Origin of the sequence: Nonomuraea sp. GTA35 (assembly GCF_041950525.1) — a bacterium.
In the GTDB taxonomy this organism is placed as follows: Bacteria; Actinomycetota; Actinomycetes; order Streptosporangiales; family Streptosporangiaceae; genus Nonomuraea.
This window is the reverse complement of record NZ_JBGNUV010000004.1, coordinates 546,637-560,583: the sequence shown is the minus strand read 5'-3', so window position 1 is coordinate 560,583 and position 13,947 is coordinate 546,637. Positions and strand designations below refer to the sequence as shown.

The 13,947-nt window shown below is 72.9% G+C and carries 14 protein-coding genes; 4 read left to right on the top strand and 10 right to left on the bottom strand.

The genetic code is table 11. From position 1 onward, the window contains the following. Positions 1-47: 47 nt before the first annotated feature. Together ACBJ32_RS21090 and ACBJ32_RS21085 are read right to left on the bottom strand one after the other, a co-directional pair. Positions 48-1,139: a serine hydrolase domain-containing protein gene (locus ACBJ32_RS21090; RefSeq protein ID WP_375128149.1), complete on the bottom strand. Its 1,092-nt coding sequence runs from the start codon at positions 1,137-1,139 to the stop codon at positions 48-50. Between the two features lie 19 nt (positions 1,140-1,158). Further along, positions 1,159-2,058 (bottom strand): alpha/beta fold hydrolase, encoded by a 900-nt coding sequence (locus ACBJ32_RS21085; RefSeq protein WP_375128148.1) that lies wholly within the window; start codon positions 2,056-2,058, stop codon positions 1,159-1,161. Positions 2,059-2,450: 392 nt separating this feature from the next. On the opposite strand from ACBJ32_RS21085, the gene ACBJ32_RS21080 reads away from it, so the two are divergent. Then, positions 2,451-3,419 (top strand): threo-3-hydroxy-L-aspartate ammonia-lyase, encoded by a 969-nt coding sequence (locus ACBJ32_RS21080; protein WP_375128147.1) that lies wholly within the window; start codon positions 2,451-2,453, stop codon positions 3,417-3,419. Positions 3,420-3,422: 3 nt separating this feature from the next. Here the strand turns inward: ACBJ32_RS21080 and ACBJ32_RS21075 are convergent, their stop codons facing one another. The 4 genes from ACBJ32_RS21075 to ACBJ32_RS21060 form a co-directional block, all read right to left on the bottom strand. Continuing rightward, complete coding sequence (locus ACBJ32_RS21075) at positions 3,423-4,496, bottom strand: ABC transporter permease subunit (RefSeq protein ID WP_375128146.1); 1,074 nt, start codon at positions 4,494-4,496, stop codon at positions 3,423-3,425. After that, positions 4,493-5,386, bottom strand: a complete 894-nt coding sequence (locus tag ACBJ32_RS21070) for an ABC transporter ATP-binding protein (RefSeq protein WP_375128145.1) — start codon at positions 5,384-5,386, stop codon at positions 4,493-4,495. The genes ACBJ32_RS21075 and ACBJ32_RS21070 overlap by 4 nt, the downstream gene beginning before the upstream one ends. Then, complete coding sequence (locus ACBJ32_RS21065) at positions 5,383-5,775, bottom strand: GntR family transcriptional regulator (RefSeq protein WP_253751191.1); 393 nt, start codon at positions 5,773-5,775, stop codon at positions 5,383-5,385. The genes ACBJ32_RS21070 and ACBJ32_RS21065 overlap by 4 nt, the downstream gene beginning before the upstream one ends. A 107-nt stretch (positions 5,776-5,882) precedes the next feature. After that, positions 5,883-6,347 (bottom strand): MarR family transcriptional regulator, encoded by a 465-nt coding sequence (locus ACBJ32_RS21060; protein WP_357874148.1) that lies wholly within the window; start codon positions 6,345-6,347, stop codon positions 5,883-5,885. Between the two features lie 91 nt (positions 6,348-6,438). Here ACBJ32_RS21060 and ACBJ32_RS21055 point away from each other — a divergent pair, with 91 nt between their 5' ends. Then, positions 6,439-6,984 carry a YceI family protein gene (locus ACBJ32_RS21055; RefSeq protein ID WP_375128144.1) on the top strand — a complete coding sequence of 182 codons (546 nt, stop codon included), beginning with the start codon at positions 6,439-6,441 and terminating at the stop codon, positions 6,982-6,984. A gap of 71 nt (positions 6,985-7,055) precedes the next feature. Here the strand turns inward: ACBJ32_RS21055 and ACBJ32_RS21050 are convergent, their stop codons facing one another. After that, positions 7,056-8,381: a DUF6351 family protein gene (locus ACBJ32_RS21050; RefSeq protein WP_375128143.1), complete on the bottom strand. Its 1,326-nt coding sequence runs from the start codon at positions 8,379-8,381 to the stop codon at positions 7,056-7,058. A gap of 526 nt (positions 8,382-8,907) precedes the next feature. Then, on the bottom strand, positions 8,908-8,982 hold the full coding sequence (locus ACBJ32_RS21045; RefSeq protein WP_375128461.1) for a hypothetical protein: 75 nt from the start codon (positions 8,980-8,982) through the stop codon (positions 8,908-8,910). A gap of 345 nt (positions 8,983-9,327) precedes the next feature. Between ACBJ32_RS21045 and ACBJ32_RS21040 the strand changes: the two genes are divergently transcribed. Continuing rightward, complete coding sequence (locus ACBJ32_RS21040; RefSeq protein ID WP_375128142.1) at positions 9,328-10,842, top strand: PQQ-dependent sugar dehydrogenase; 1,515 nt, start codon at positions 9,328-9,330, stop codon at positions 10,840-10,842. A gap of 34 nt (positions 10,843-10,876) precedes the next feature. Here ACBJ32_RS21040 and ACBJ32_RS21035 read toward each other — a convergent pair whose 3' ends face one another. Further along, on the bottom strand, positions 10,877-11,440 hold the full coding sequence (locus ACBJ32_RS21035) for a helix-turn-helix domain-containing protein (protein ID WP_357874162.1): 564 nt from the start codon (positions 11,438-11,440) through the stop codon (positions 10,877-10,879). Positions 11,441-11,519: 79 nt separating this feature from the next. Between ACBJ32_RS21035 and ACBJ32_RS21030 the strand changes: the two genes are divergently transcribed. After that, a complete protein-coding gene (locus ACBJ32_RS21030; RefSeq protein ID WP_375128141.1) occupies positions 11,520-12,932 on the top strand; it encodes an alpha/beta hydrolase family protein in 1,413 nt (470 codons plus the stop codon). Here the strand turns inward: ACBJ32_RS21030 and ACBJ32_RS21025 are convergent. After that, a complete protein-coding gene (locus ACBJ32_RS21025) occupies positions 12,929-13,900 on the bottom strand; it encodes a helix-turn-helix domain-containing protein (RefSeq protein WP_375128140.1) in 972 nt (323 codons plus the stop codon). The two genes, ACBJ32_RS21030 and ACBJ32_RS21025, sit on opposite strands and share 4 nt — an antisense overlap. Positions 13,901-13,947: the final 47 nt, after the last annotated feature.

Below are 13,947 nucleotides of genomic sequence, written 5' to 3'. Positions count from 1 at the left end.
ACGCCCCCTGCTCACGCGATCTGCGTACGAGGGCTCACGCCCCCTGCTCACGCGGTCTGCGCGACGATGGCGCTGATCGTCCGGGCGGTGGCGAAGTCGGCGGCGAGCCGGTTCTTGGTGACCGCGAACGCCACGCCGGTGGCGGTGTCGGCGCAGGCGTAGCTGCCGCCGCTGCCCGCCCAGCCGAACACGGTCGGCGTGTCGCCGGGATCGGTGCCCAGTCGGCCGACGGCGTACCCGTTCGACAGCACCGCGCGGTTGCCGAACACCCGGTCCACGTCGTCCACGACCGGGGTGCTCAGCTCGCGCAGCCGCTGCGCGGAGACCAGCCGGACACCGTCCACCGGGCCGAGCAGGGCGGCGTACATGCGGGCCGCGGCCCGGGCGGTGAACTGGCCCGCCGCCGGGATCGCCGCGGACAGCACGTCCGGCCGGTTCCCGAACGCGGCCGTCGGCCGCACCCCGCGCGGCGCCACCGCGAGGGAGGGCGAGCCGTCGGGCGCCTCGGCGTAGCCGGGAACGTCCTCGAGCCGGGCGAGCCGGCCCAGCTGGGCCCGCGGCACGCCGAGGAACAGCTCACCCGCCACCTTCAGCGGCGCCGCCACCTCCTCCGCGAACGCCCTGGGGACGGGCACGCCGGTGACCCGCCGCACGACCTCGCCCACGACGTAGCCGAAGGTGTAGGAGTGATAGCCGGTCCCGGTGCCCGGCTCCCACCACGGCCGGGCGCCGGCGACCAGCGCGCACATCCGGCTCCAGTCGCACAGGTCCTCCGGGGTGACGTCGGCCGGCAGCCCCGGCACGCCCGTCGCGTGCGTCAGCGCGTCCCGCACCGTGGCCGCGCCCTTGCCGTGGGCGGCGAACTCCGGCCAGATCTCGGCGATCGGCGTGTCGTAACCGAGCGCGCCGCGTTCGGCGAGCACGTGCACGAGGGCGGCCGTCATGCCCTTGCCCGCCGAGAAGACGTGGAACGGGGTGTCGGGGGTCACCGGCCGCCCGGTGCGCGGGTCGGCCTGCCCGGCGACGACGTCGGCGACCTGCTCGCCGTGCCGGTAGACGGCGATCTGCAGCCCGCGCTCGGCCCCGGAGCGGACGAGCTCGTCGGCCGTGTCCTGGAGCCGTCGTTGCAAGGCGTTCACGAGGGCCTCCTGGGCGGCGTCAGGCGCCGGCCTCGGTACGGTGGACGAGGTCGGCGATGCGGGCGGCAAGCTGCGGCCACAACGCCCTGGGCAGGTGGTGCCCCATGCCGTCGATGACGACCAGCTCGGCCCCCGGGATCGCCTCCGCCGTGGCCCTGCCCCCGCTGACGTCGCACATCAGGTCGGCGGCCCCGTGGATCACCAGCGTCGGCACGCGTACGGAACGCAGCCGCGCCGTCCGGTCCCCCGAGGCGAGGACCGCGACGCTCTGCCGCGTCACCCCCGCCGGGTCGTAGGCCCGGTCGTAGGCGAGCGCGGCACGCTCGCGCAGCTCGGCCTCGCCGGACGGGTAGCCGGGCGACCCGACGAGCAGGAACGCTCTGACCCAGTGCTCGATCACGTCCTCCCGCGCGGCCGGCGGCGGCCCCGTCATCCGGGACAGCGCCTCGAGGTCGGGCCCGCCGACGCCCGGCGCTCCCGTCGTGCTCATCATCGACGTCAGGGACCGGACCCGGGCGGGATGCTCGATCGCGACCTGCTGGGCGATCATCCCGCCCATCGAGGCGCCGACGAGGTGCGCGCTGTCCAGCCCGAGCGCGTCGAGCAGCCCGACGGTGTCGGCCGCCAGGTCGGACAGGGTGTAGGAGGCCGAGGACGCGTCACCGGCCAGCGCTGCCCGCAGGTCGGGCTCCGGCGCGTCGTGGAAGTGGGTCGACAGGCCGGTGTCGCGGTTGTCGAACCTGATCACCTGGCAGCCGCGGGCGACCAGCTCGGCGCAGAACCCCTCGGGCCAGTGGATGAGCTGCCCGCCGGCGCCCATCACCAGCACCACGGGCGGCGCCTGCGGGTCGCCGAGCCGCTCGTACGCCACCTCGATCTTGGCAGGGCCGACGTCGAGCGCCTTTTCCTCGCTCATCATGGCGCCACCTCCTCGTCCGATCATCGTATTTCGCGGGGGCGGCCGCGCGGGCATCATGGATTCCGCCACAAACGAAAATGCGGGGACGATGGTTCAGAGCTCGCGGGCGGCCCAAGCCCTGGCGGATGAGGCCACCGGGCTCGCTGCGCCACTCGGCCAGCGGCACCAGCCCCGGCTCGATGAGCTCGCCGGAGTGCGACGCGTAACCCGCATTCCGGGGGTGCCGAAACAGTTGGCTACCGCGAGCGCCTCTCCCAGGTCCGTTTCTCGGCCGAGTGGCTGCGGCCGTGGCGCGCGGGGAAGCTGCCCTGCGCCCGCCCCGACGCCGCCGCCGCGCGCCTGGCCGCCTTCCTGAGACGATCATGTCCAGCCGACGAGGAGGAGCAGCAAGCATGATCCACGCACTGCCGGTCACCCTGGACGACGTCCACGACGCCGCCGCGCGCATCAAGGGCGTCGCCCACCGCACGCCCGTCCTGCGCTCGCGCACCCTCGACTCCCTGGTGGGCGCCGAGGTCTTCGTCAAGTGCGAGAACTTCCAGCGCATCGGGGCGTTCAAGTTCCGCGGGGCCTACAACGCCGTCTCCCGGCTCACCCCGGACCAGCTGGCCAGGGGCATCGCCGCGTACTCCTCCGGCAACCACGCCCAGGCGGCCGCCCTGGCCGCACGCGAGCTGGGCGGCAGCGCGGTGATCGTCATGCCCGAGGACACCCCGCGCTCCAAGCTGGAGGCCACCGCCGGGTACGGCGCCGAGGTCGTCACCTACGACCGTTACACCGGCGACCGGGTGGCCATCGGGGAGGCACTGGCGGCCGAGCGCGGCCTGACGCTGATCCCCCCGTACGAGCACCCGCACGTCATCGCCGGCCAGGGCACCGCCGCGCTGGAGCTCGTCGAGGACGTCGAGGACCTCGACGCGCTGCTCGTCCCGGTCGGCGGCGGCGGCCTCATCGCCGGCTGCGCCACGGCCGCCAAGGGCCTGCTGCCGCGGATCCGGATGATCGGCGTGGAGCCGGAGGCGGGCGACGACACCAAGCGGTCGCTGGAGGCGGGGGAGCGGGTGTCGATCCCCGTCCCGCGCACGATCGCCGACGGGCAGGCCGCCGAGATCCCGGGCGAGCTGACGTTCTCCATCAACAGGCACCTGGTGGACGACATCGCCCTGGTGGGCGAGGACGACATCCGCGCGGCCATGCGCTTCGCCTTCGAACGCATGAAGATCGTCATCGAGCCCAGCGGCGCCACCCCGCTGGCGGCGCTGCTGTCCGGACGGGTCACCGGCCTGCCGCGCAGGGTCGGCGTGATCGTCTCGGGCGGGAACATCGACGCCCGCCGCTTCGCCGAGCTGTGCGGCCCGTGAGCCTCAGAACTGCCGCCGGCGGACCAGCCACAGGCACAGCCCCATGAGCCCCAGGGCCAGAGCGGTGTAGATGCCGGTCTCGTACCACTGCAGCGGCCAGAACCGGCTGGAGGGGTGGTAGGTGACGTCCTGCCGGTAACCCAGCCGGTTGAGCTCGTCGAGGCAGGTGTCCCTGCTCCGCTCCGGAGGCCCGTCCGGCTGGGCATGGAGGCTGCAGGGGCCCGAGGCCGCGGCCACGGGGACGTGGGTGCCGTCCTCCGGCGCCAGGCCGGGGACGCCGAGGACGCCGGCGCCCGGCGGGCCGGTGATCCGGCTGGACAGCGTCCAGGCGCCGGGGTCGCCGGGCACCCGCGTGTCCACGGCCACGGCCAGCGCGCCGTCATGGCCTCTGAGCAGCTGGTCCACGTTTCCCGGTGAGAGCTCGAAGGTGGCGCGGGACGGAGGCAGCAGGTGGGGCCTGACCAGGAGCGGCATGGCGATCTGGACGGAGGTGAACAGCACCAGGGTGACGGCCATCGCGGGCTGGGGATGGCGCACGAGCATCCCCGCGGTCACCCCGAGGGCGAACGCGAAGGCCGCGTACCCGATGGGGGCGACCCCGCGCCCGCCGAACACCAGCGGCCCCATCAGCGGGAAGTCCGCGGCGGCCCGGTCGAGCGAGGTGGCCCACCAGCTCACCGCGAGGCTGCCCAGCCCGCCGGCCACCGCGGCGGCCCCGCCGAGGAGCGCGAGCTTGACGGCCAGCCAGCGCGTACGGGTGATGCTCTGGCTCCACACCAGCAGGTGCGTGCCCGCCTCCAGCTCGCGCGTGATCAGCGGCGCCCCCCAGAAGAGCCCGATGAGGGCCGGCAGGACCAGGGCGGCGGCGGTGACGCCGAGGAACGGGGTCTGGTGCTCGTCGAAGAACCGGTCGAGGAAACGCTCGCAGTCCCCGCCCTGCGCGCACGCGGCGATGCCCTGCGCGTACTGCTCGGCCAGCGCGGTGCGGGACACGGCCAGGACGGCGGCGAGCACGCCGAGCGCGGCGGCCGTCAGCGCGGCGGTGGCGCGGAACTGCCGCCAGGCCAGCCAGATCACCGCACCACCGCCAGCGCGGGGCGGCTGCGGCGGGCGGCGGGGGCGGCCTGCTCCATGTACGCGAGGACGAGGTCTTCCATGGTGAGCCGGCCGACCGTCCAGGCCGGGTCGAGGATCGGCCCGCCGGCGCGGACGATGAACGTGCTCTGCCGGTCGGTGTGCCGGGCGGAGACGACGTGCTGGTCCGCGGGGAGGCGGTCGGGGTCGCGGCGCGGGCCGGTGAGCCGGTGGTGGGTGGCCAGCAACTCGTCCACCTCTCCCGCCAGGCGGACCTGCGAGTCGACGAGCACGATCAGGTAGTCACAGGTGCGTTCGAGGTCGGAGACCAGGTGCGAGGAGAGCAGCACGCTCAGCTCGTGCTCGGCGGTGGCCTCCATCAGGCCCCGCAGGAACTCGCGGCGGGCCAGCGGGTCGAGCGCGGCCACCGGCTCGTCCAGGACCAGCAGTTCGGGCCGCTTGGCCAGGCCCACGGTGAGGGCGAGCTGGGCGCGCTCGCCGCCCGACAGCCGGCCCGCGCGGCGGCCGGGGTCGAGGCCGATCCGCTCGATCCGCTCGCGCGCCAGCGCGGCGTCCCAGCCGGGGTTGAGCCGGGCGCCCAGCCGCAGGTGCTCGGCCACGGTCAGGCCGGTGTAGGTGGGGGTGTCCTGGGCGACGAAGCCGACCCTGGCCAGTTGCGCCTGGCCGCCGGGCGGTCCGCCGAGCACGGTGATCCGGCCCGACGTCGGGGCGAGCTGGCCGCAGGCGAGCTTCAGCAGCGTGGTCTTCCCGGCCCCGTTGGGCCCGACCAGGCCGACGACGTGCCCGGCGGGCAGTTCGATCGTGCAGTCTCGTAACGCCCAGTGGCGGCCGTACTTCTTGCCCAGGTCCTGGGCCTGCAGGACAGCGGTCACGCGATGTCCTCCTGCGCCGTGTTCCGGAACGTGGTCATGAACAGGGCCTCGATGCTCTCGTCGTCGAGCCCGGCGCCGCGGGCCTTGGCCAGCCAGCGCCGCAGCTCCTGCCGCAGCGGGCCGTGCGCGGCGAGCGTGGCGTCGGTCAGCGTCGCCGTGACGAACGTCCCGACACCGGGCCGGGCGGCGACGAGCTTCTCGTGTTCGAGCTCCCGGTACGCCTTCAGCACGGTGTTGGGGTTGATCGCGAGCTGGGCCACCACCTCCTTGACCGTCGGCAACCGGTCGCCCTCACGCAGCAGGCCCAGCCGCAGCGCGTGCCGTACCTGCCGGACGAGCTGCTGGTACGGCGAGACACCCGACCCGCTGTCCAGATGGAACTCGATCACCGGTTTCTCCATTGAGCTAGTGTCCTAGGTCTTTCTAGGCATGTCACCATACGGTGCGGGTAAAGAACCGCTCCGGAGAAGCCGGGAATGGTGGTGTTCGCAGCCGCTCACTCCGCCTTGGTCAGGTGGTCGAGGAGCGCCTGGCTGATCTCGCCGAGCTGCCGGAACTGCTCGGGGGTGAGCGCGTCGATCAGGTGCGCCCGTACGCTCTCGACGTGGCGCGGGGCCGCCACCCGTAGCGCGGCCAGGCCCTCGTCCGTGAGCACGGCGAGCCACCCGCGCCGGTCTCCCTCGTAGTGCTCCCTGCGCACCCAGCCGCTCTGTTCGAGCTTGTTGACCGCGTGGGAGATGCGGCTGGGCTTGGAGCGGGTCCAGCGCGCCAGCTCGCTCATGCGCAGAGTGCGCTGGGGCGCCTCGGAGAGCAGGACCAGCAGCTCGTAGTAGGTCGGCGGCATGCCGGCCTCGCTCTGCAGATCGCGGTCGAGCCGGTCGATCAGCAGGCGGCTGGCCTGCGCGAATGCCCGCCAGCTGCGTTGTTCGTCGTCGTTCAGCCACCTCGTCACGCCCAGCATCCTACTCAACTGTTGCGCGCTGAAATAAATCTATGTACTGTCGTGCTGGATCTTCCAGTACTGAACTAAATGTGTTCTTGAAGGAGCAGACATGTACCCCAGTGAGCTCGGTGGCGCCTACACCATCGACCCCGCGCACAGCCGCTTCGGTTTCGTCGCCCGCCACGCCATGGTGACCAAGGTCCGTGGCAGCTTTCCCGTCGTGGAGGCCACCGCCACGCTGGACGCCGCGGACCCGGCCGCCTCCAGCGTCCGTGTGGTCCTGGACGCGGCCAGGGTCGACACCGGCAACGGCCAGCGTGACGAGCACCTGCGCACGGGTGACTTCCTCGACGTCGCCACGCACCCGCACATCACGTTCACCAGCACCGGGATCAAGCACGTGGGCGGTGACGGCTTCGAGGTGACCGGCGACCTGACCATCCGCGGCGTCACCCGGGAGATCACCATCCCGCTCGAGTACACCGGATCCGCCACCGACGTCATGGGGCTCAAGCGGGTCGGCTTCGAGGGCGGCACCGTGATCAACCGCAAGGACTTCGGGGTCAGCTTCAACGCCGTCCTGGAGTCCGGCGGGGTGATGGTGTCGGAGAAGATCACGCTCGAGTTCGACCTGTCCGCCGTCAAGGCCGGCTGATGAGACGCGCGTGGCCGGCCACGGGTCGCGGCCGGCCATCGCGGATCAGCGGGCGGCCGTCCGGCGGCGGCTCACGCGGGGCAGGGTGAGTACAGCGGCCGCGTGCCGGTCGGGTAGGCCGACGGGTCGGTGAAGCGGCAGCCGTAGGCGGGGTCGGCCACGGTGGCGGGGCGGCTCACGTCGTCGCCCTGGGGCCGCTTGCCGGTGCGCTCCCAGCGTACGAGGTCGTCCCAGGCCGTGCCCGCCTCGGCGGCGCTGAACTCGCAGTGCCCCGCCGCGCGGATCGCGCGCTGCACCAGCAGCGCGGACCGGCCGTGCCGGGCCACGTCGGCGCGGTAGTGCTGCTCCATCGAGAACGGCACGAAGTTGTCGCCCAGGTTGTGCAGCGACAACACGGGCACGCCGATCCGGCCGGACACGCCGGGGACCTCCGTCAGCCGCTCCGTACGGCGCGCCACCGGATCGGCGGGATCGACCCGCTGCACGCTCGCGTTGACGTTCACCGGCGCCGCCGGGTGGTAGGCGGTGCCGCGGTTGGTCGCCACCCTGCCCGGCTCCCGCGCGAGCGTGCCGCCCTCGTCCGGCCCCGCCAGCCCGAACAGGAAGTCCTGCCAGTACGCGAACGCCGCCGACGCCCCCGGCCGCTGCCCGCCGCCGAGGTTCACCACGATGGAGCGGAACTGCCTGCCCAGCTCGTTGCCGGGCTCGGCCGCGCCCGTCAGGCCGAGCCGTTCCTTGATCCTCGGCACGACCGAGGTCGCGTAGTCCGCCGGGATCGGGTACGCGGGCAGGTCGGCCAGGTCCTGCGCGACGAGCTGGTAGTCGAGGAAGAAGTCGAACAGCTCGTGGTCGCCGAGCACCCCGCACATGGGCAGCGCGGCGTCGTACACGCCGGGGTACTGCTCGATGGAGCGGACGGTGACGTGACCGCCCATGGACACGCCGGCGAGGAACGTCCGGTGCGGCCGCCCCACCTCCCGGGTGAAGCGCGTGACGAGGGCGCGGGTGCTGAGCACGCCCGCCCGCACGTCGTAGCCGTTGGCGTAGTAGGAGGAGGCGGCCCAGGCGTACCCCTGCTCCAGCAGCCGCTGCCGCAGGCCGTAGGCGGGCGGCTCCACGGTGAGGACCGTCGTGTCGCCGCGGTAGCCGTGAGCCCACATCACCAGCTCGCCGTTCCAGCGCGGCGGCACCTCGATGTCGAAGGCCGCGTGCTCGTGCACCCCTTGCAGGACCCGGCTGGGCTTGCCGTGCACGGTGGCCGGGGGCAGGGGCGGGTTGTCGATCGTGTAGCCCGGCAGGGGCTGGTCGTCGGGGACGTCGGGGGTCGTTCCCGCGGCGGGCGTGGCCGATAACGCGCACAGCACGGCGGCGAGAACGACCGGGAGGAGGGTGCGCATCGGCCGTCACCTTTTCCGGAATGGGGGACTCCATCCCATGAGACACCAGTTGCCGGTTCCGCTCCAGCGATGGGAGCCGGGTTATTGCTGAGATCTATGGGCTTTGACGGGTTGTTTGGGTTTAAGGAGGTAACTGAGAGTATCTGCATGGGTACGTCTGCTTCCGTCTAGGCGCTCGCCCAGCCGGGGGACGCCGGATTCTGGCCGATCTATCCAGGAACGGAAACGAGCACGTGAACACTTCAATTCGGCAATCGCGGGCCCCGCGCCAGGGGCGCCTCGCGGCACTCGTTCTGACCGGCGCGGTCGCCGGTGTCATGTTCCTTCCTCTGGGCATGGGGGTGGCCAGCGCGAGCGCCGGCTCCCCCGCCGTCGAGGCCGGAGGCCCGCCCTCCGAGCCGGTACGGCACGTCACCAAGACGAGGTACGTGCCCAGGGAGAAGCCCATCCTGCACAACCCGCGCTACCACATGCCGCGGATCGACGTCATCGTCGACAACGACAACTACTCGCGTAACGAGCGGCGTCACGAGCACGGCAGGCACGAGCCGGTCAGGCGCCCGCCGGTGAAGCAAGAGCCGGTCAAGGAGGAGCCGGTCAAGGAGGAGCCGGTCAAGGAGGAGCCGGTCAAGGACGACAACGACCAGTGGTGGTGGCCGAACCTGGACTGATCCCGGTCCAGGCTCGTGCGCCCGTCGCTGGTGTGGTGACCTTGGGGCCGCTTCCTGTCGGGGAAGGAGGAGGCGGCCCCTCAGCACGGCGGGTCGTCCGACGCACGCGCGACGATGTACGTTTCATCGGCCCCGCCGGGCCGCTGCCGCAACCTTCCAGGTCAGTGGGCGGAAACGGCCCGGTGACGCTGCTCGGGACGGCGGCGTGGTTCCGGTGATCGCGACCTAGCGGATAGCGTCCGATCTCGACGAAGCCTCGCCGCTGGAGCCGTGAAATGCCAGGAAAACGCTGGGCAGTCCCCGTGCTGCTCGCCTTGTCCCTGCCACTGCTAGCCCCCCTGAGCGCCCCACCGGCCGCCGCCGCGGCGTCCGCCGCCGTGCCGCCGCTGGAAGAGATCAACGCCACCACCACCCAGGTCGCCTTCGGCTTACGCCGCCCCACCGCCATCGCGGCCCCCGACGACGGGACGGACCGGCTGTTCATCACCGAGAAGCGCGGCACCGTGCGCGTCTACCACCCGGACACCGGCCTCGAACAGTCGCCGATCATCGACGTCACCGCGTCCGTGGACGAGTCCGGCAACGAGCGGGGGCTGCTCGGCATCGCCCTCGCCCCCGACTTCGCCCAGAGCCAGGACGTGTACCTGGCCTACACCGCGCTGCCGGACGGCGCCGTCACCCTGGCCCGGTACCGGCTGGACGAGGCGCGCCTGGAGCCCCTGCTCTCCCAGGAGCACGCCGAGTACAGCAACCACAACGGCGGCCAGATCACCTTCGGCACCGACGGCAACCTCTACATGAGCATCGGCGACGGCGGAGCCGCGGGCGACCCCTTCGACAGCGGGCAGCGCCTGGACACCCTGCTGGGCAAGATCCTGCGCGTCGACGTGCGCAGGAGCTGCGGCGAGCTGGCCTACTGCATCCCGGCCGGCAACCCGTTCGCCGGGGTCGCGGGGGCGCGGGCCGAGATCTGGATGTACGGCGGCCGCAACCCCTGGCGCTTCTCCGTCGACCGCGCGGACGGCTCCATGTGGATCGGCGACGTCGGCCAGGGCCGGTGGGAGGAGATCAACCACGTCAAGGCCGGGCGGCAGGCCGGCGCGAACCTGGGCTGGTCCTGCTACGAGGGGCTGGAGGTGTTCGACGAGACGCAGTGCAGCTCCGGCGCCACGTACACCAAGCCCGTCTTCACCTACTCCCCGCACACCGGCGGCTGCGCGGTCATCGGCGGGCAGGTCTACCGCGGCAAGCAGTTCGCCGACCTGGTCGGCGGCACCTACATCGCCGCCGACTACTGCTACATGACCGTGTGGGCACTGCGCGAGAACGGCGCCGGCGGCTACACCGCGGCCGAGCTCGGCCAGATGCCGACGCAGGTCACCGCGTTCGGCGCCACGCCGGACGGCGAGCTCTACGTCGTCAACGACCTGCCGGGCGGCCTGCACCGCGTCTCCTTCGAGCGGGCCGCGCCGACCTGCCGGATCGCCTACACCACGCGGGCCTGGGGCACCGGCATGACCGTCGACCTCACGATCACCAACACCGGCACGGCCCCGATCAGCGGCTGGACGCTGCGCTTCCCGCTCGCCAGGGGGCAGAGCGTCGTCTCGGACTGGAACACCGACCTCACCCAGAGCGGTGACATGGTCAACGCCGTCAACGCCACCCACAACGGCTCCGTCGCCCCCGGCCAGAGCGTCACGATGGGCTATCTCGTCAGCCACACGGGCGACGCGTCCCTGCCGAGCCGCTTCACGCTCAACAGGGACACCTGCGCCGTCACCCGCTGAGCGGCGGTTTCGGACGACGGGGCGCCGCCTGGCGTCAGCCTTCGTCCGCGGGGAGGGTGAAGAGGCGGACGTACACCGGGCGGGCGTCCGGCGGGGCCTCGTCGGCCGGGCGGCTGTAGCGCAGCAGCAGGGCGATGTACTCCTCGTAGAACGCGTCCAGGTCCTGCCGGGTCATGCGGGCCAGCCCGCGCGAGCCCTTGGCCCAGCCGGGGTCGGCCCGGTAGGCGGCGGGGAAGCGCTCGAACAGGGCGCGGTCCTCCTCGTAGCCGATCCGGTGGAACTCCTCCAGCACCGCCCGGTCCTCGGGAGCGACCTGGTCGGGGGTGGGCAGGCGCAGGTCCCTCGGGATCCGCGCGCGGCGCCACCAGCGTTCCCGGCCCGTCGAGCGCTCGGGGATCTCCTCGATGAAGCCGTACTTCTCGAGCTGGCGCAGGTGGTAGCTGGTCGTGCCGGTCTTGGCGCCGAGCAGCTCGCCGAGGGTGGTGGAGGTGGCTGGGCCGTGCACGTTCAGGTGGGTCAGCATGCGGCGGCGCATTGGGTGCGCCAGCGCCTTGAGCCGGTCGGGGTCATCGAGCAGGTGCGGCTCGTCATCCTTCATGAGGAGCAGGCTAGTCCTCCAGAACGATATCTGCAGACATCCCTTTGCCGAGAACTCTCTGCAGACTAGTGTCGGCAGTATGAGGAAGATCTTCGCGGCGGTCGTCGCCCTGTTAGTCGCGCTCGCCATGCCGGCCTACGCCACCGCGCGGCCGGCGCCGCCGGGGCTGCCGGGCGACCTGACGTCCACCGAGGTGAGTTTCCGCGGCGCGGGGGACCTGGAGCTGCGCGGCAGCGTGATCAGCCCGGCCGGCGCCCCGGACGGGCGGCCGGGGGTCGTGCTGGTGCACGGCGCGGGCACCGGCACACCCCGGGAGAAGCTGCTGGCCGAGGCCGTGGCCTTCGCCCGGCAGGGCATGTCCGTGCTCGTCTACGACAAGCGCTCGGTCGGGTACTCGCTGTTCGAGCGGTCGTACGCGCAGCTCGCCGAGGACGCCCTGGGCGCCGTCGAGACGCTGCGGCGGCAGCCCGGCGTCGATCCGGGCAAGGTCGGCATCTGGGGGCTCAGCGAGGGCGGGTGGGTGGCGCCGATCGCCGCCACCCGCTCCTCCGGCATCGCCTTCGTCATCCTCGTCGGCGCCAACGCGCTCCAACCGCTCCGGCAGCAGGCCTGGGCGGTGGCGGCCGGGCTGCGCAAGGCGGGTGTCGGCGGATCGCTGGTGGACCGGGCCGAGCCCAACCTGTACCGGGTGATCGCGGACGGCGGGCTGTTCCCGGAGCCGTACCACGACCCGGAGCCCGTCCTGGCGAAGGTGCGGCAGCCCGTGCTCGGCATCTGGGGCGTGCACGACCTGCTCACACCTCCCAGGGAGACGCCGCCGATCCTCGCCGGGGCCCTGGAAGAGGGCGGCAACCGCCGCTACGCGTTCCGGTTCTTCGCCGGGGCCGACCACGCCGCCCACCTGACGCCCGACGGCGGGGTCACCCGGCTGCCCCAGCTGGCTCCCGGCTACGCCGAGCTGGTCGGGACGTGGGTGCGCGAGGCGACCTCAGGGCGCGCGCCCGTGGCCCAGGTGTCGGGGCCGGCCCCCGTGCAGGCGAGCGACAGCTTCGGGGTGCCGCCCACCGCCTGGTGGGAGTCGGCCGCCGTGCAGCTCGCGGCGCTGGTGCTGCTCCTGGTGGCGTTCGGCGGGTATCCCGTGGTGGCGCTGGTCCGGCGGATCAGGCGGCGCGGGGCCGGCACGCCGGTCAGGGCGGCACGGCTGGCGAGCGCGGGCGGGCTGGTGGCGCCGCTGGGCGGGTTCGCGTACCTGTTCCACGTGGTCATGACGGGCGGGAAGCTGGCCGCGCCCGGGCCCATGGCGGGCGACAGGCCGATCCTCTGGCTCGCGCTCCAGGCGGTCGCGGTCGTGACCGTCGCCGCCACCGCGGTCACGGCGGCGCGGTGGCGGCGAGCGGCCCCGCGAGGCGAGCGGGTGCGGCTGGGACTGCTGATCGCGGGCGGCGTGGTGTTCCTGCCCTGGGCCCTGTACTGGGGCCTGCTGCTGCCCTAAGCGCTCTGACCGGCGAGAAGTCCGGTCCGGGCGCGCGAGCGGAAGGTACGGCGGTAGGCGTCCGGAGGCACGCCGACCGTGCGGTTGAAGTGCCGGCGCAGGGTCGTGGCGGTGCCCATGCCCGTGGCCGCGGCGATGCTGTCGACGCTGTCGTCGGTGGCCTCCAGCAGCTCCTGGGCGTGGCGGATCCGCTGGATCAGCAACCACTGCAGCGGGGTGGTGCCGGTCACCGACCTGAAGTGGCGGCCCAGGTTGCGCGAGCTCATCCGCGCCTGGCGGGCCAGGTCGTCCACGGTCAGCGGATGGTCCAGCCGCTCCATCACCCAGGGGAACAGCTCGGCCAGCGGATGGTTGCCAGGGGCGGGCACCGGGGTGGTGACGAACTGGGACTGGCCGCCGTCCCGGTGCGGCGGCACGACCAGGCGGCGGGCGACCGCGTTGGTGACCGAGGAGCCGTGGTCGAGGCGGACCAGGTGCAGGCACAGGTCCATGGCGGCGGCCTTGCCCGCGGAGGTGAGCACGCTGCCGTTGTCCACGTACAGGACGTCCGGGTCCACCTCCACCAGGGGATGGCGGGCGGCCAGCTCCCGGGTGTGCGCCCAGTGCGTGGTCGCGCGCCTGCCGTCCAGCAGGCCGGCCGCGGCCAGCACGAACGCGCCCGTGCACAGGGAGGCCACGCGCGCGCCCGCCTCGTGCGCCGCGCGCACCGCGTCGACCAGGTCGGCGGGCGGGTCCACGTCCACGTCGGCCCAGCCCGGGACGATCACCGTGCCGGCCCGCGCGAGATGGTCGAGGCCGTGGTCGGGCTCCAGCTGGAACCGGCCGGCACGCACGGCGCCCGGCCCGCAGACCACGAAGTCGTACCAGGGATCGGCCAGGTGGGTCAGGTCGGACCCGAAGACCTCGTACGCCAGGGACAGCTCGAAGTGCAGCATGCCGTCGGTGACGGCCAGCGCGACTGTGTGCATGTCCGGAATTGTACGGCTAATGGCGTTCCGGACACTCGTGCGGGGAC